18 protein-coding genes and 1 pseudogene are annotated in these 15997 nt (G+C 61.6%); 10 read left to right on the top strand and 9 right to left on the bottom strand.

Going from position 1 to position 15997, the window contains the following annotated elements; translation table 11 throughout:
- Positions 1-31: 31 nt before the first annotated feature.
- A complete protein-coding gene (locus tag E2L06_RS11640; protein ID WP_138781584.1) occupies positions 32-1231 on the bottom strand; it encodes a Cdc6/Cdc18 family protein in 1200 nt (399 codons plus the stop codon).
- Between the two features lie 677 nt (positions 1232-1908).
- Here E2L06_RS11640 and E2L06_RS11635 point away from each other — a divergent pair.
- Positions 1909-3075, top strand: a pseudogene (locus tag E2L06_RS11635) (ISH3 family transposase).
- 235 nt (positions 3076-3310) lie between these two features.
- Here the strand turns inward: E2L06_RS11635 and hisH are convergent.
- Positions 3311-3973 carry an imidazole glycerol phosphate synthase subunit HisH gene (hisH, locus tag E2L06_RS11630; protein ID WP_138781582.1) on the bottom strand — a complete coding sequence of 221 codons (663 nt, stop codon included), beginning with the start codon at positions 3971-3973 and terminating at the stop codon, positions 3311-3313.
- Between the two features lie 378 nt (positions 3974-4351).
- On the opposite strand from hisH, the gene E2L06_RS11625 reads away from it, so the two are divergent.
- The 5 genes from E2L06_RS11625 (at position 4352) to E2L06_RS11605 (ending at position 8551) form a co-directional block, all read left to right on the top strand.
- On the top strand, positions 4352-5587 hold the full coding sequence (locus tag E2L06_RS11625) for an MFS transporter (protein WP_138781580.1): 1236 nt from the start codon (positions 4352-4354) through the stop codon (positions 5585-5587).
- A 46-nt stretch (positions 5588-5633) separates the two neighbouring features.
- On the top strand, positions 5634-6065 hold the full coding sequence (tsaA, locus tag E2L06_RS11620) for a tRNA (N6-threonylcarbamoyladenosine(37)-N6)-methyltransferase TrmO (protein ID WP_138781578.1): 432 nt from the start codon (positions 5634-5636) through the stop codon (positions 6063-6065).
- Positions 6066-6423: 358 nt separating this feature from the next.
- Complete coding sequence (locus E2L06_RS11615; RefSeq protein ID WP_249361453.1) at positions 6424-7419, top strand: ABC transporter ATP-binding protein; 996 nt, start codon at positions 6424-6426, stop codon at positions 7417-7419.
- Positions 7419-8228: an ABC transporter permease gene (locus tag E2L06_RS11610; protein WP_138781573.1), complete on the top strand. Its 810-nt coding sequence runs from the start codon at positions 7419-7421 to the stop codon at positions 8226-8228. Before E2L06_RS11615 ends, E2L06_RS11610 begins: the two co-directional genes overlap by 1 nt.
- 77 nt (positions 8229-8305) lie before the next feature.
- On the top strand, positions 8306-8551 hold the full coding sequence (locus tag E2L06_RS11605; RefSeq protein ID WP_138781571.1) for a hypothetical protein: 246 nt from the start codon (positions 8306-8308) through the stop codon (positions 8549-8551).
- A 6-nt stretch (positions 8552-8557) separates the two neighbouring features.
- Here the strand turns inward: E2L06_RS11605 and E2L06_RS11600 are convergent, their stop codons facing one another.
- Positions 8558-9679, bottom strand: coding sequence for a C4-dicarboxylate transporter (locus E2L06_RS11600; RefSeq protein ID WP_138781569.1), 1122 nt, complete (start codon positions 9677-9679; stop codon positions 8558-8560).
- Between the two features lie 174 nt (positions 9680-9853).
- Between E2L06_RS11600 and E2L06_RS11595 the strand changes: the two genes are divergently transcribed.
- Positions 9854-10246, top strand: coding sequence for an OsmC family protein (locus tag E2L06_RS11595; RefSeq protein WP_138781567.1), 393 nt, complete (start codon positions 9854-9856; stop codon positions 10244-10246).
- 115 nt (positions 10247-10361) lie between these two features.
- On the opposite strand, the gene E2L06_RS11590 is transcribed toward E2L06_RS11595, so the two are convergent.
- From E2L06_RS11590 to E2L06_RS11580, 3 genes are read right to left on the bottom strand one after another with little or no spacing between them, the layout of a single operon-like run.
- Complete coding sequence (locus E2L06_RS11590; RefSeq protein WP_138781565.1) at positions 10362-10958, bottom strand: uracil-DNA glycosylase family protein; 597 nt, start codon at positions 10956-10958, stop codon at positions 10362-10364.
- A gap of 51 nt (positions 10959-11009) precedes the next feature.
- Positions 11010-11585 carry a DUF99 family protein gene (locus tag E2L06_RS11585; RefSeq protein ID WP_138781563.1) on the bottom strand — a complete coding sequence of 192 codons (576 nt, stop codon included), beginning with the start codon at positions 11583-11585 and terminating at the stop codon, positions 11010-11012.
- Positions 11585-11764, bottom strand: a complete 180-nt coding sequence (locus E2L06_RS11580) for a DUF5786 family protein (RefSeq protein ID WP_130500444.1) — start codon at positions 11762-11764, stop codon at positions 11585-11587. Before E2L06_RS11580 ends, E2L06_RS11585 begins: the two co-directional genes overlap by 1 nt.
- A 219-nt stretch (positions 11765-11983) precedes the next feature.
- Here E2L06_RS11580 and E2L06_RS11575 point away from each other — a divergent pair, with 219 nt between their 5' ends.
- On the top strand, positions 11984-12595 hold the full coding sequence (locus E2L06_RS11575) for an MBL fold metallo-hydrolase (protein WP_138781561.1): 612 nt from the start codon (positions 11984-11986) through the stop codon (positions 12593-12595).
- 69 nt (positions 12596-12664) lie between these two features.
- Here the strand turns inward: E2L06_RS11575 and E2L06_RS11570 are convergent, their stop codons facing one another.
- Positions 12665-12814 carry a 50S ribosomal protein L40e gene (locus tag E2L06_RS11570; RefSeq protein WP_138781559.1) on the bottom strand — a complete coding sequence of 50 codons (150 nt, stop codon included), beginning with the start codon at positions 12812-12814 and terminating at the stop codon, positions 12665-12667.
- A 115-nt stretch (positions 12815-12929) separates the two neighbouring features.
- On the opposite strand from E2L06_RS11570, the gene E2L06_RS11565 reads away from it, so the two are divergent.
- On the top strand, positions 12930-13835 hold the full coding sequence (locus E2L06_RS11565; RefSeq protein ID WP_138781557.1) for a hypothetical protein: 906 nt from the start codon (positions 12930-12932) through the stop codon (positions 13833-13835).
- A 46-nt stretch (positions 13836-13881) separates the two neighbouring features.
- Here the strand turns inward: E2L06_RS11565 and E2L06_RS11560 are convergent, their stop codons facing one another.
- Positions 13882-14385, bottom strand: a complete 504-nt coding sequence (locus tag E2L06_RS11560; RefSeq protein ID WP_138781555.1) for a DUF367 family protein — start codon at positions 14383-14385, stop codon at positions 13882-13884.
- Positions 14386-14471: 86 nt separating this feature from the next.
- Between E2L06_RS11560 and E2L06_RS11555 the strand changes: the two genes are divergently transcribed.
- Entirely contained in the window at positions 14472-14831 is a 360-nt protein-coding gene (locus tag E2L06_RS11555; protein WP_138781553.1) for a nuclear transport factor 2 family protein, read from the top strand.
- Here the strand turns inward: E2L06_RS11555 and E2L06_RS11550 are convergent, their stop codons facing one another.
- Complete coding sequence (locus E2L06_RS11550; protein ID WP_138781551.1) at positions 14832-15974, bottom strand: rhodanese-like domain-containing protein; 1143 nt, start codon at positions 15972-15974, stop codon at positions 14832-14834.
- Positions 15975-15997 lie beyond the last annotated feature (23 nt).

Genomic DNA, 15997 nt, shown 5'->3' with positions numbered 1-15997 from the left:
AGCTCCCCGGCGATCGAACCGCTGACCGCTGCTACTCGGACTCGTTACAGGCGGCGATGATTACCTCTGGATCGTCGATCAGCCGATTCTCCATGTAATTCCCTTTTCCCCGTCCGGCCCACTTTCGTTCTTGTTCGATGATCGAGAGGAACTCGAGTTCCGAGAGAATGTCGCGGACACGCCGGAGCTTCAGGTGGTCAGACTCGTCGCGCTCACAGAGTCGCTTGTAGAGATCGTAGGCCTCGTTCGTCGTTACCGGCGCGTTGTCGCCTTCCTTCTGCTGGGAGAGCAGTGCCATCGCCTCAAGGACCAGTTTCGCGTGACTTGGGCTCTTGGAAATAAGTTCGGCGAGTCGACTCGTCTCCTCGCGTTCGTGGGCGTGATCGACGCAGTCCTCCGTGACAGACTCAAGGTCGCTTTCCTCAGCGATTTCGCCGGCAAAGCGGAGAATGTCGATGGCCTTCCGAGCGTCACCGTGTTCGCGGGCAGCGAGAGCAGCCACACGGGGGATAACACCGTCCTCAAGGACGCCCTCGTGGAACGCGTCCGAACGCGATCGCAGGATCTCACGGATCTGGGTCGCGTCGTACGGCGAGAAGACGTACTCCCGTTCGCAGAGGCTGGATTTAATCCGCTCGTCCAGCGAGTCCTTGTAACGAACCTTATTCGAGATACCGATGACGCCGATCGTACTCTCGGTGAGTTTGCCGGACTCGACTGCCCGCGAGAGCTGCATCAGGATATCGTCGTCCTCGATCTTGTCCACCTCGTCTAGAATAATTAGCGCGACGTCATACCGGCTATCGACGATCCGCCAGAGCCGTCGATAGTACTCCGAGGTACTCAACCCCGAGTGGGGAATAGAGATGTCCGTTGCCGTCTGGTCGTTGAGTTGGTGGCCAGCCGACTGGACAGCCTGTGTCTCTGTCGACTCCTGTAGACAGTCGACGTAGGCGACGCCGATCGAGACATCATTGCCCTTCGCACGCTCGATGGCTTGGTTGGTAATAAACTTCGAACAGAGAGACTTGCCGGTGCCCGTCTTCCCGTAGACGAGGACGTTGTTTGGCGTGTTCCCGCGCGTGGCCGGTTTGATCGCGTTCGCGAGGTTCGTCAGTTCGTCTTCGCGACCGATGATCCGGTCACCGTCGGGGAGGTGCGAGACCTGTAGGAGTTCCTTGTTCCGGAAGATCTCGTTTTCGCTGCCGAAGTAATCCATCGAATTAGGCATTCAGTTGCCGGAGACATTCCGCGGAGAGCACTTAATGTGTTCGAACCACGATGCCGCTGTATGAGTGTGTTTTTGTGCTTTCAGGCCCTAATAAGCAGGAAAGCCACCCCTCAGTTCCGCTGTATTCGTGAAACAGGACCCCGGAGTTCCGCTGTAACCAACTCGGAGAGTCTCCCGATGCTCACCCCACAGTGCCGCTGTATGTGGAGACACACACCCCGCGGTGCCGCTGTAAGTGCCTGGCAGTGTCGGATTACGAGAAACGGGGGTTGGGAAGTGCTGATCCAGCGAGTGATGGTTTCAGCGACCTGATCAGGCGAACGACCAAAACGGACTGCAACCGACTTCATCAACTCAAGCGACGGTTCTGCGTTCGAAACCGATCGAACACGTCTGCGTTCAAAACACTCAATGGACGATAACACACTAATCATATTTAGCGATAACGTCTTTCGATCGAGTATCGGAGTGATGGGAGTCACCGTGTTTCCACTCGATCAACCGTGTCACGAAAAGCATCGGATAGCAGCCGCTATCCTGCCTCTTTACAGCGGCACCGTGGGGTGTGTCTCTTCATTCGGCTTCCCCGTCGCTCAATTTGGTGGTCGCCACTGCTCGGTTTGCTAGTCTCAGTACTTCACAAAGCTGGTTAGTTGAAAAGTCTGCTTGCATGAAGTGTGCCTAGTACCCAGCAAGCAGACAATTCAATCCACGAGGACCAACTTCTTAACTTCCTCGTCAACACGATTGACGAGGAAGTCGATCTTGACTTCGCTCCAAACGCCGAAGCAACGTCTGAAGACATTTACGAGGTCCTCGTCGGCGCATGCGCCGACGGGACCTCGGTCTCGACACTCTGCGAGAAGAGCGAAGATTCACTTCACCAAAACACAGTTCTGTACCACCTCCGCAAGAAGTTCGATCTAGAATCGGTTGAACAAGCCGGCAATAACTGCTTCAGAAGGACGTTCTCGACATTCTGCCTGAGCAGGTGGAGGTCGTAGCTGACCTCCACCTGCGACCCTACTATGGTGACGAAGACGAGACGAACGGCCTCTATCACTCGGAAGCAAAACGTGGAACGACTGCCTTCCACGCCTATGCCACACTCTACGCGCGTGTGAAGAACAAGCGATTCACGCTGGCAGTGTCGCCGTCTCGAAGACGGCGACACTGCCAGCAGCATCCTTGCAGCGTTTCTTGGTGTTCTCGACGGCCTTGACGCTGAAGTCAAGGCCGTCTATCTTGATCGCGAATTCTACGACAGCAAGTGTCTCAGGTTGCTTCAGGCACACAATCACGCCTACGTCATGTCGATCGTCCGGTGGGGAAAGACGATCAAGCAGGAACTCTCGACTGGATGGAGCCGAATAATCCAGCACAATCTGACGGGGAAACTCGACGGTCACAGCTAGACCGTCGAGTTTCCCGTCTACATCGACTGTACCTACCAGAACGGACGATACGACGAACATGGCGTGGCGCGTCACGGCTACGCCGCTGACGCGCCGTTCATTGAGACGCCACGAGACGCTCGATACCACTACGCGAAACGCTTCGGTATCGAGGCCAGCTACCGCCTCTCTGAACAGAGTATTGCGACAACGTCGACACAAGATCCGGTAGTTCGGCTGTTGTACGTCGTGGTGAGTCTGCTGTTGCAGAACGTCTGGCGGTATCTGCACTGGGAATATGTGGCGACGCCCCGCCGTGGCGGGCGTCGCCTCTGGTCCTGGTCGTTCAAGGAATTCATCAACATGATTCGACGGGCAGCGTGGACGGCCCTCGCAGTGCGTCGGGCCGTCCCCGCAAACCGACCACCGGACGACCGGTTCCACCGCTAACCACCGACCGAGTATGCCCTCTCCCAAGTGGCAACGCTGTCGCGTCGGCGGCTGATCGCCGCCGACAGCGACAGCTCCTCACCGATCGTCGAGGAGATTCAAACTGATCACTGAGACCGACAACGGAACTCAGACTTCAGACCGGCTCAGCGGAAGATGCCTTGTGAGGTACTGAGTCTAATCGGAACTCCTCAAGTCAGAACAATTCGACGAACAAATCGAATACGCAGTAGCGTTATTCCTCGGCGCAGATCTCCACGAAGTTCTGCAAAATCCGTAGTCCGGTCTCGCCGCTTTTCTCGGGGTGGAACTGCGTCCCGAAGACGGTACCGTCCTCGTTCGCGACAATCGAGGGGAACTCCCGTCCGTAGTCCGTCGTTGCGACGATTGCGTTCTCGTCGTCAGGAGCCGCGTAGTACGAGTGGACGAAGTAGGCGTAGTTTCCGTCGACGCCCTCGACGAGCGGGTGCTCGCGTTCGACCTCGAGTTCGTTCCAGCCCATGTGCGGAACTTTCTGGCCTTCATCGAATCGGACGTTCGTGCCGGGGATCAGATCGAGTCCCTGGACGGCCGATTCGCCGTCGGTTTCACCCTCCTCACTCGTCGTGAGCAGCATCTGCATGCCGAGACAGATACCGAACAGCGGCGTGCCGCTTTCGGCGACCTCGAGGAGGTCCTCTCGAAGCGGATCAGCGTTCTCAACGCCCTCTCGGAACGCGCCGACACCTGGGAGGACGACGCCATCGGCGTCGTGGAAGGCCACAGGATCGTCAGTGATCTCGACGTCGGCACCCGCACGCTCTAAGCCACGAGTGACGCTACGGAGGTTTCCAAGCCCGTAGTCGACTATGACGACGGAGGCGAGCGTCTCCTCCGGTGGGGACGAAACGGTGCTCATACGTCAACTCGGTGTGGCCCGTTGAAGTGAATTACCATTCGGGCAATCGTCTCTCACGCAGCGGATTCGCTCTACTGATCCGGCGAGTTCGATGGCTCGTGACGACAAGACGTAATCTACCGATTCTGGACCACGCTGTCACACACTATTGTGCATATATGGGATTATATAGAACCAATTGTCGGGGCTGACCAGTATTACCCTTGGAGGTGTCAGCTTACGATAGTCCAGTTCTTGCTCATAGATCGTGTACAAAACGCCGAATTCTGGCAGATTGGCATCATACGCGTCGATCTCGGGGAAGGAACTCGTCTCCGGTATCGAAGGCCTATTAACAACCACTGTCCAAATAATAATTGCGCGAGAAGAACAAGACTAATGCGACTCAGACACACGATACGCGATCGCTTCGCCGCTCGAGGGATCCCGGCAGCAGACCAGCGGCTCGTCGGGTACACGACGGGTGCGCACGCACTTGATCACCTCGTGATCCTGTCGATTCCACTTTTCGTCCCGATCTGGCTCGAGGAGTTTCAGGTGACGACCTACGAACTGGGGCTGCTCGTGACAGTGATGACTGGACTGTACGGCGTCATGGCGCTTCCCTCGGGGATTCTGAGCGACCGCTTTGGGGCCGATACGGTTATCACTGGATTCTTGCTCTCGACCGGCGCGGTCTTCCTGGCCGTTCCCTTCGTCAACTCATTTGCGACGCTGACAGCTGTCGTTGCCCTCGCGGGTGCTGGTGCCGGCTTTTACCATCCGCCGGCGCTCGCCTTTATCAGCCGTGAGGCGGAGGCACCGAGCAAGGGCTTTGCCTACCACGGCATCGGCGCGAATCTCGGAATCGGTATCGGGCCCCTGATCATCACGGCCGGCCTGGCGGTCAGCGACTGGCGAACCGTACTGTCGCTCCTCGCCGTTCCGCTGCTTGGATTCGGCGTCCTCTTTGCGTTCCGGGGACCCGCGGACTCGAACGACCACACGGCCTCGGAGCACTCACTCGGTGACGTCCTCACCCAGCTCCGTGCGCTCGTCACTCCCGTCTTCCTCGGGATCATCGCCGTCTACGTGTTCGCGGGGATTTACTACCGCGGTACACTGACCTTCCTCCCGCAGTTCATCGACACGCTGTCGTCACTGCCGAGTCTAGATCTCGCAGGGGAATCCGTCGGTGCCGGGCAGTGGCTCTACTCGCTGATCCTGCTGACCGGCTCGGTCGGCCAAATCGTCGGCGGCCACCTCGGCGAACGCTTCGAGATCGAGCGTGTCTTGCTCGGCGTCTTCGTCGCGACGAGTCTCGCACTGCTCGCTCTCGGCGGGCTCTCCGGCACCGCCGTCATCGGGGTCGGACTCATCTTCGGTGCCCTCCTCTTTACGCTCGCGCCGCTCCAATCGTCGCTCGTCGCGAAACACACGCCTGACGCGGGACAGGGCATCGGCTTCGGGCTCGTCTTTACCGTCAACTTCGGGATCGGCGCGCTCGGTGCTTCACTGGCCGGCTGGCTCCTCTCGAGCAGTTCCTACTCGCTGCTGTTCGGCGTGCTCGCGGTGTTCCCGCTCGTCGCGGCCGCCGCGGTGCTTTCGGTCTCGAAGGCAGGGACACCCCACTGAATCGCACGGACACTAACCCACTTCGGATCACAGACACACGACACCCATGACCATCACGTTCACCTCAATCGGACACGTTTGCTCACCGTACGACACTCCCGCAGACGTCGACCATGACGCGGTCGACGAGACGACCGGTGAAATCGTCCTCGAGGATGACTACGAGGACGGCCTCGAGGGCATCGACGACTTCTCACACATCGTCGTTTTCGCCCACTTGGACGAGATCGACGAGTACCGGTCCATCGCTCGACCGCCACACGCCGACGACCTCGAGGTCGGCACCTTCGCGACGCGGAGCCCCCACCGACCGAACCCGCTCGCCCAGACGACCGTCGAGTTGCTCGAGCGCGATGGGACGACACTTCACGTCAAGGGGCTCGACCTCGTCGATGGAACGCCCGTCATCGACGTGAAACCCTACGTCGGCTCGATCGACGACGAAGACGTGTCCTTCGGGTGGCTCGAGGACCTCTGAGACCGACTGAACCGAGTCTCGACTGAAACGCGATCGCTGATCCCCTTCGGTTGACCTGCCACCACCGAATGGGGCTCCACGCCAGCTTCTGATTGATGATATCCGTTGGCTCTCGACAGTGCTTCTCAACGAGGCCGTTCGTACAGCAGCCACCCAAAAACCGTAGCGACTGCTGTCGAAGGCGTTGGCCTCGCACTTTTGTAACTTGGGTACTTAAGTGGTGATCGTGACCGCGCGAGAAAACGAGCGGCAGCCGAACGGTGAGCCCGTCGATCACCTTCTCGGTGACAGATCGGTCGTGAGCGCCGCCGATCGGCTGTCGCTCGACGAAGGGACCTGCAGTGAGGGAAACGATCCGCTGTCGGACCGCTCTTCCCGCGTTGACACACCGTCGACGGAGGGCAGCGGCATCGCTGTTTCCGTTACTGGTCTGCGAAAGCGCTTCGGCGACGGAACGGAGTCCGTTATCGCCGTCGACGACGTTTCCTTCGACATCGAAACCGGCTCGATTGTCGGTCTGTTGGGACCGAACGGCGCCGGAAAAACGACGCTCATCAAGTCGATTCTGGGCATGGTGCTTCCAGACGAGGGGTCCGTTCGGATCGGCGGCGTCGATGTCTATGAACGCCCTCGAGACGCGTACGCGCACGTTGATGCGATGCTCGAGGGAGCCCGGAACGACTACTGGCGGTTGACCGTCAAGGAGAACCTGCGGTACTTCGCGACGATCAGCGGCGTCGACCCGGATTCGGTTCGCGGGCGCCACGAGCGGCTGCTGACACAGTTGGGACTTGCGGAGAAAGCAGACGTTCCCGTTCGTGAGTTGTCGCGAGGGATGAAACAAAAAGTCTCATTGGCCAGCGTCCTCGCTGGCGGTGCCGAGGTCGTGTTCCTCGACGAGCCGACCCTGGGACTGGATATTGAGAGTTCGCGAACGCTCCAGCGAGAACTGCGACGCCTCGTCGAGGAAGAAGCTCTCACCGTCGTGCTCAGCAGCCACGACATGGATGTCGTCGAGACGGTGTGTGACCGCGTCCTCATTATGTCCAACGGCGGGATCATCGCGGACGACACCGTCGACGCGCTGCTGTCAGGCTCCGATTTGCACTCCATCGAGATTACGAGTCGCGATCTCGATTCGGCCATCGTCTCGACCCTCGTAGAGCGCTTCGAGACGATCACTGTCGAACCGCGCGAGCGAGGGCACCGGGTCACCGTGACGACGGACAGTGATGGGCTGTACGCGCTGTTTGCCCATCTCCGCGCCGAAGACGTCTCCCTCGAGCGCGTCCGGACGATCGAACCGGATCTCGAGGACGTCTTCGTCGACTTGACGGCCGGGAGGGACCGATAATGGCCAGCCAGCAGGGGACGGATGAAACGCCGCGTCCGGCCGGTTACTATCACCTCGCGCGGGCAGTGCTCTACCGCGAATTTCTGATCTTCGTCCGCTATCCCGCCAACGCGATCGGCGGCATCGTCATCTCGGTGTTCTTCTTCGGCGTCCTCTTCTATGGCGGACAGATGATCGCCGGACAAGCGCTGACCGACTCGATCGAGGGGATCATCGTCGGCTACTTCCTGTGGACGCTGTCGGTGGGCGCGTACTCCTCGATCTCGAACGACATCGCGAGCGAGGTCCAGTGGGGAACCCTCGAGCGCCACGTGATGACGCCGTTCGGGTTCGCACCCGTGGCGCTGTTGAAAGGCGTCGCGAAGATCGTCCGGACGTTCATTACCTCGACGGTCATTCTGGTCGTGATGATTCTTCTCACCGGCACGACGCTCCAACTGAACCTGCTCACGATTGTCGTCGTGGCGACGCTCAGCATCGTCTCGGTGCTCGGACTCGGGCTCGCAGCCGGTGGGGTGACGGTGCTCTACAAACAGATCGGCAACTGGCTGAACCTCCTCCAGTTCGGGTTCATCGTTCTCATTTCCGCTCCCGCGTTCGACCTCGGGTGGATGCAGGTGCTCCCGCTTGCCCACGGCAGCGCCCTCCTTCAGCGAACGATGGTCGACGGTATCCGTCTCTGGGAGTTCACAGCGTTCGATCTCACGCTGTTGTTCGTCACTGCGGCCGGCTATTTGGCGCTTGGGTACGTCGTCTTCCAGTATGCGACCCGTCGGGCGCGACGCCTCGGTGTGCTTGGCGACTACTGATCGACACGGATCGGTCACCACACTACGCGCTCGAGTCGACCACGACGCTCAACGGATCGCCACCCGTCCATACGACCATGACTCACGACCGAATCCACGCCCGGAAACCGACACACGACCTCGAGCGCTGGTCCGTCGGCACAATCGAGTCGATCACCGACCGGGACGGCCACTGCGTCTTCGAGGTCCGAACCGCCGCCGGCGAGACGATCGAACTCGTCGTCACGACTGCGATCGGAGAGCTGGTGTTGCGACGGCTCGACCTCGCGGACGACGAGTCACCGATCGGGTCCCGCGTCTGGTATCGACAACACGGCGGCTGACTGGTGCTAATCGGCCGTGAACGCACGGCCACGGGCGACGAGCCGCCAGGTCTGTCCTGCAGTAATCGTCCAGATGACCAGCAACAGCGCCGTCACCCCGATCAGAACGTGGCCGAAGACGGCGACGCCGAGGAAGGTCGCGAGCACGTCGGCCGAGACGGCGAACGCGCCGATCGGGAACGTGTAGGCCCACCACGTGAAGAAGAACGAGTGAGTCCGACGCGTGACGTAGTAGGCGACGAGCACGCCCGTCAGGACGAACCACCAGGCCGAAAAGCCCCACAGCAACAGCGCCAGCAGCTTTAACAGTGGCACCAGTGGGGCGACCGCGATGTCGAAGCCGACGCCAGCCTGTAACGCCTGAGTCAGTCGTGCGACGTCGACGACAAGGACAGCCGTCGGCGCAAGCCCGATGGTGAACGTCGGGGCGAGTTTCTCGTGGGGCAGCGTCTCGTAGGCGTACCGGGAGAGGACGATCGAGCCGAAAAACAGGAACATGAACGTCCCGACGCCGAGTGCAATCACAGAGACGGCGAAAAGTATCTGTCCGGCGAGCGTGCCGGCGTAGTACTCACTTACGAGCAGAAAGCCGAGGAGCGGAATCACGAGATGGGACACCGGCGGGATATACCACGCAAAGACGCTATCATCGGGACCGATCCGGTCGTTGGTGAACATGAGCGAGACCAGCAGCAGGCCGAACCCGAAGATCCCGGCGCTCCCGGCGGCGAACAGGGCCGTCAGGAGCGGTCGCAGCGTCGCCTCAGGCAAGGCGTCGCCCATCGTCTGGGCGATACCGACGCCGAGCACGATCAGCGTGATCGGCATCGTTGGAAAGAACTGGCTCCGGATCGGGTGGGTCAGATCGGCCCACACCCGGTCGGGATAGAGGACGAGCCGCAAGCACCACGGGATCAGGTACGCGACCGTCGCGACCACCGTAAGGCCGACGAACGCCACGGCAAGCGTCGCGACAGGAGCGAGATCGGCCCGTGCTGCGACCAGCGCGAGTGCGACACCGAGAACGCCAGTCCCCATCGTCGACCCGAACCACTGTGGCCCGAAGAACTCGATCGTGGTCGCGATCCGTGACCACGTGTCGTCTGTGGTCCGTTCTACATTACTCATACACGCCCAATATAGTAGCAAGTAGGCATAACTACATTTGAAGGTGTCGACTACGCTCTGTGATGGAATCCATCATAGTCAGTTTCAACCCTCGGATACGACGTATCTCGCCCTCGCTTCGATAGTCGATTCGAAAGGTATTTTGCCATATAGTGTTCATCACACAATACAACGATGGACGACGTTTCCCTGACGACGATCAGTGACGACGGATTCGACACGCAGAGTCTCATCGGCGACTTCGAACTCGAGATCGATCCGATGCAAAAGACGGGACCGAACCCGAACGAAGTACTTGTCGCCGACTACGCGTCGTGTTTCCTGCCTGCCGTCCGTCTCGGCGCACGGAAGGCCGGCGAGAGCGATCTCGGCCGCATGGAAATCGACGCGACGGCGACGCTCGACGACGACGATCACCTCGAGTCGATCGAGTTCACCCTGTCCGTCGAAGCTGACGTCGACGATCCGGACGAACTAGTCGCCCGCGGTGAAGAGATCTGTCACGTTCACGCAGCGCTTCGCGAGGGGCTGCACGCCAACGTCACCGTCGAAACCGACGCGTTCTAGCTTCCTTCGTCGACACACCTGTTTCTCGGTGAGTGCAGCGCGGGTCAGACTGTGGATATCAGTCGATTCATATCGATCGCATCTCGCGGCGGTCGGTGGGTGGATCGCCTTGGTGTCAAAAGCCGTCGAGACGCGTTTGCCCACCATCGCTGTCATCGACGCCCGCAAGCTCCGCCGCTCGCTGGAGTGCGTTCTCGAACGTCTCCTCTTGACTCCGGTCGTACAGCGTCGCTGCCGGGTGGACACAAATCAGCAGTCGCCGCGGCGTCCCGCCGATCCGGACCTCCTCGAGCGAGCCGGCCTCTTTGGTGACCGCGACCGACCGCTCCAACAGGTGTTCGCTCGGGACCTTTCCTAGCGTGACGATCACCTCGGGATCGAGCCGGTCGATCTCGCGCTCGAGGTAGCCCCGGCAGTGCTCGAGTTCCTCGGTCGTCGGGTCACGGTTTTCGGGCGGGCGACAACGCACGCAGTTGGTAATCCGAACGTCGGCGCGTGCGAGACCGACGGTTCTGAGACCGTCGTCGAGGACCGAGCCGCTGCGGCCGACAAACGGCTCACCCTGCTCGTCTTCGTTGGCTCCGGGCCCTTCGCCGACGAACAGCAGGTCGGCGTCGTCGGGGCCGACACCGTTGACGATCTGACTTCGAGACTCGACTAACGCCGGACAACGCGTACACTCCGTGACACAGAGGTCTTCCATCTCGCCCATACTGGTGGCTCAGGCGGTCACCTCCTACCTCTTTCGGGACGCACGTGCCGGTCACTCCGAGTGGTCAAACGAACGAGCGTATGAATCAGCCGCTCGAGCCGCCAGCCGCGCGACGCGGATCGGCTCCGGACGGCCACCTTCGGGCGTAAACGCCCGGATGATGTCGTCCGTCTCGGTGGACTCGAGGCCAATAGCTCTGACGTACACGGTGTCGCCGTCGAGCGACAGTTCCCGTCGCTCGGGTAGTGCCCGGTAGGTTTCGAGGCGCGTCTCGAGTTCGGAACCCGAAAAGGCATCGCGAAGGCCAGCCGCGAGCCCGTCGCTTGCCTCGAAGGTGACGGCGATCACGGGACGGTCGGCTGTCTCGTGAATCCGTGATAGATCGAGAAGGTTGTACCACGCGGGGGCGATAGCGCCAAGCAGGACGTACCGGACGTCCGGCCGGCCGAGCTCGTCGAGCAGTTCGATCACGGCGTCGGTCGCGTCGGTGCCGCCGACACGACAGGAGCTGTACGCGAGTCCGTCACAGACTCGGTCGGCACGAACGACAGCACCGGCGAGCGTGCTTCGGCCCCGATCGCCGCGGTACGATTCGGCGATACCCAGCGCTCTCACCCCGGACTTCATCAGGTCTCGTCTTCGTCTTTGATCTCCTTGAGCCGGTCGAGGAGCTCGTCGCTCGATGCACCGTTTTCGAACTCGATGGTTCCATTGTGGCTGTTCGATCCCGACTTGACTGCGTCATCGTCGTCAAAATCAGCGTCTACCTCCTGCTGCTCGGATTCGTCGTAGCTCCCGAATCCCATACAGTGTCCACTACGCGGTTCGGATTGAAAAATTCAGTGGTCACTGGTTTATTAGGGGTCACCAAGTCCACGGAATCGTCCGGAGGCGGCCCAACACGACCCGTCCCAACAGGGAATATAAGACGCTCGTCATATGATGGGCTGATTGGATCGCCGCCCGACGGCGGAGAACAGTCATCGATGAGACCGTTTTTGCCCTCGGCCGTCGACGACCCGTGTATGGAAGTTCACCACGTCACCGAGGACGCGGAGACGTTCACCTGCAACGCCTACCTGGCCGTCGGCGACCATCCCACGCTGGTCGACGCCGGGGCGATGGACGGCATCGTCGATGCGATTCGCGAGTACACCGACGAACTCGAGGCCGTCGTCATGACCCACCAGCACGGCGACCACGTCGCCCAGCTCGAGGCCGTCGTGGAGGCGTTCGACCCTGACGTGTACGCCTACGCCGACCATCCGACGCGCACCCACGCGATCGACGACGGCGACACGGTGGCGATCGGCGACGAGGAGTTCGAGGTCGTCTACACGCCGGGCCACGCCGACGACCACGTCTCCCTGGTCTCCGCATCGTCGCTGTTCTCCGGCGACGTGGTCGTCCACGACGACGGCGCGTTCGACTACGGCAGCTTCGGCCGCACCGACATGGCCGGCCAGTCGCGCGAACGGCTCATCGAGAGCATTCAGGACCTCCTCGAGCGCATGCCAGACGGCGTCGAGCACATGTACGCGGGCCACGGCGGCGTCTTCCACGGCGACGTGCGCGATGTGGTCGAGACGGGACTCGAGCGGGCCGAAAAGCGAGCGCCGAAGTATCCCGACGAGTAGCACCGCGAGCACTGCGCGTACCGGGTGCTGTGGCTATGATCGCTGAGAATCGGTAAGAAAAACGCCCGATTATGCCGCGCGCGCTTCCTTCGCCTTGGGGCGAAGCTTCTTGTAGCCGCACTTGCGGCAGCGCTTGGCGTCTTTGGAGTTGCGAGCGTTACAGCGCATGCAGATCATCTTCTCGAGCATCCGTTTCTCGGCGGCGTCGAAACTGGCCATACCCGGCTTTTGACTGTGGCGCATTTAATCTCTGTGATCCGACTGGGGCGTTCGCGTCTCGACAGACTAGTTCGAGAACCAACAGTTAGGTGTAGGCGAGACGTAGCGGTCGATAATGGCGACCGATCCGGTTCGATGGACGTTCGACCCGCGTGAAAGCTGGCTTGCGCGGCTCGTGACGTACGCGCCGTACGGTCTCCTCGGCGGGGTCGCCCTCCTGGCCCTGATCGGCGGCGTGGCGCTCATCGCCTTTGGGGCGGTTGACGCATCGGTGCTGGCGGTGCTCGTAGTTCTCGCACTCGTCGGCGGGCCGATGTCGCTGCTGTATCTGTGGCTCCTCGTGACCTACGGCTCGAACGGGTCGAAGTGGCTGGGACAGCACACAGGGGCCCAGATCACGAACCGTGGCGTCGCCCTCTCGGCGGTCGTCGGTGGGCTCCTCATCGTAGCCGCGATAACCGTCGCAGCCGAGTTACTAGCCGTCTTCGTCACCGCTGTGCTGGTCGCGGTCGTGGTCGGTAGTCTGTTCACGACGCCGGTCGCACTCGAGCCACGGGCGCGACGACTGACACTCGGCGACGACGAGGGATTCGGCAGCCCGACCGTCGTAGGCCTCGAGAACGTCACCGACGTCTGGCGGGTTCCGCTTGGGCCACTGTCGCGCTGGCGGTTCGTCGTGCTCCGGCGAGTGCGGGGGAACCCGGTGGTCGTTCCAGTTCCGGATCGACACGTCGAGACGGTCGAGCGCACGCTCGAGGCGGGACTTGCCGCGACCCCGACCGCAGAGCCGAAGACGGCCGGAACGACGCGCCCGATGCGAATCGTGCTGGCCGCGATCGGGGTCGGATTCCTCGCGACAGCGATCGGCTTCGCCACGCTAGCCAAGCAAGCCGAAAGAGCAGCCGGCGGACGAGCGTTCGTTGCCGTCGGCTACCTCGTTCTCTTCGCTGTGATCGCGCTCGGCTACGCCGGTTACGAGTCGTGGCTCGCACGCCGTACGACGCCGTCGTCGGACGAGTAAGACGACCGCGACAATCAGTTCCGGTGGGACGCTGCTCCGTCTTCCGTCACTCCTCGTCGGCCAGATAATCGTCCTGCACCGCGACGACCTCGCTCGAGTCGGTACACTCGCTGTATCGGCGCAGCGGCTCCTCATTGAGCGTCAGGAAGGTCTCGCCCCAGCGAAACGGCTCGAGGATGTCCTCGGCTAACTCCCATTCGCCGAGGATACAGGCCGCACCAGCGAGCGCTTCGACGGTCGTCAGCTGGAACGGGCGGCCGTAGTTGATCGGGTTAGCGGCGACGAGAAAGGGAAGTGCCCGATGAATCCCGCGCATTTTGAACGACGCGGCTTCGGCGGACTCCCACGAGCAATCGAGCGCAACGAGTGTCCCCAGCCCGTCGTCGGCGTCGGCCGGCGAGAGCGCCTGCTCGGCGTGGGGGTTGAGCACGATCCCGTAGGGCACCTGCCCCATCGACCGATAGAGGGTCGCCTTGTCGAACTTCTCGAGGCGACGCGCGGTGCACTTATCGGGGTCGTCGTCGCCCTCGTAGTAGACGTGACACTCCACGTGAGGAGGTACGAACGGCCGCGAGAAAAGCACACGGTTCGGGACCGGGGTCGTACGCTTTTGTCGGTGGCGACGAATGCGGTGATATGGATCCGGAGTCGGACGTGACGGATACCGCGCCAGACGACGGTCGTGCTCTCGTCCGTCGGTACTACGCCGCGCTCGACGAGCACGACTACGCTGCCCTCGAGGCGGTGCTCTTACCGACGTTCTCGCAGCGCCGTCCCGACCGCACGTTCGAGGACCGTGAGACGTTCGTCGCGTTCATGCGCGAGAAGCGGCCGAACCCCGACACCAGCCACGATATCGAGTCGGTGGTCGTCGGGGACGACCGCGTCGCGGTCCGCGGCCGCGTAATCGACGACGGGCGGACGCTGTTTGAGTTCGCGGACTTCTTCGAACTCGAGGACGGGCGGATCAGCCGGCTCGAGACCTATTCACGGTGATCAGGCCGAACAGTTGTTCGGCCCGAGCTCGAGTTCGACCCGATCTTCCGGCGGAATCGCAGTGACGCCGCGATTGAACTCGATGATCTCTTCGTAGTTCGACGGCTTCTCACCGGCGTCGGCCATCCGCTCGACGAACGCGTCTTCGTCGAGTCCGAGCAGGTCGATGCCTGTCCGCGCATCGCGGATCGTCGTCCGAATCGGCTCACCGGGTGCGCCGTGTTCGAACTCGCCGTCCGCGGTGACCGTTACGTGTCCCGGAAGGACGACGAGACCCTCGGGTTCGGACAGAATCGTCCGGTGGAGAGTCTCGTAGAGCATCCTGGCTCCTTTCTCCCCTTCGTCCTCGCTGAACTCGAGTTCCGTCCGGCCGGTCGAGTCGACGTGGAGCGTGTCGGCGGTCAGCAGCGCCTTCCCGTCGACCAGCAGGGTGATCATCTCGCTGGTATGCCCCGGCGTGTAGATGGCTTTGAGGTCGCGCTCGCCGACGGTGAGGACTTCATTGTGCTCGAGCGGCGTGTACTCGCGTTCGACGTCGCGCTCGCTGGCGTGCTCGCCGAGATAGTAGGGCACTCCGAGGTCGTCGGCCAACTGGTGACCGCCGGAGATGTGGTCGGCGTGGACGTGCGTGTCGATCACGCCCGTAATCGAGAGATCAGCCTCCTCGGCGGCTGCTTCGTACTCGTCGGTGTCCGCGGTCGGATCGACGACGACGGCCTCGCCTGTCTCGGCACAGCCGACGAGATAGCCCAGACAGCCCTTCGCGCGCCGCTGAAGCTGGACGATCGTCAGCTCCTCGCCGACATCGATCTCAACGCGGTCGTAGACACCGCTCCACCCCTTCATGCCACCGTCGACGGCCACGACGTCGAACTCGTCGGTCGCCGACTCCAGCCGTGTCGCCAGATTGCTCGAGGAGATCCCCTTCGCACAGATAGCGATCACGCGGTCGGTGTCTCCGACGACATCTCGCAGGTCCGCGAGTTTGCCGTCGAGTTCCTCCTCGGGACCGAACGGGAAGTTGACCGCACCCGAGACGTGCCATGACTCGTAGTTGTCTTCCGGGCGAGTATCGACGAGGACGTACTCCCCGTCCTCATCCTGTAGTTCTGCGAGCCGTTCGGGTGAAATTGTGTTAACCATACACGATTGTATCGCCTCGAGCG

Source organism: Haloterrigena sp. H1, from assembly GCF_005938085.1.
Taxonomy (GTDB): domain Archaea; phylum Halobacteriota; class Halobacteria; order Halobacteriales; family Natrialbaceae; genus Natrinema.
Note: the sequence above shows the minus strand (reverse complement) of the source record. Positions and strands in the feature narration are given on the sequence as shown.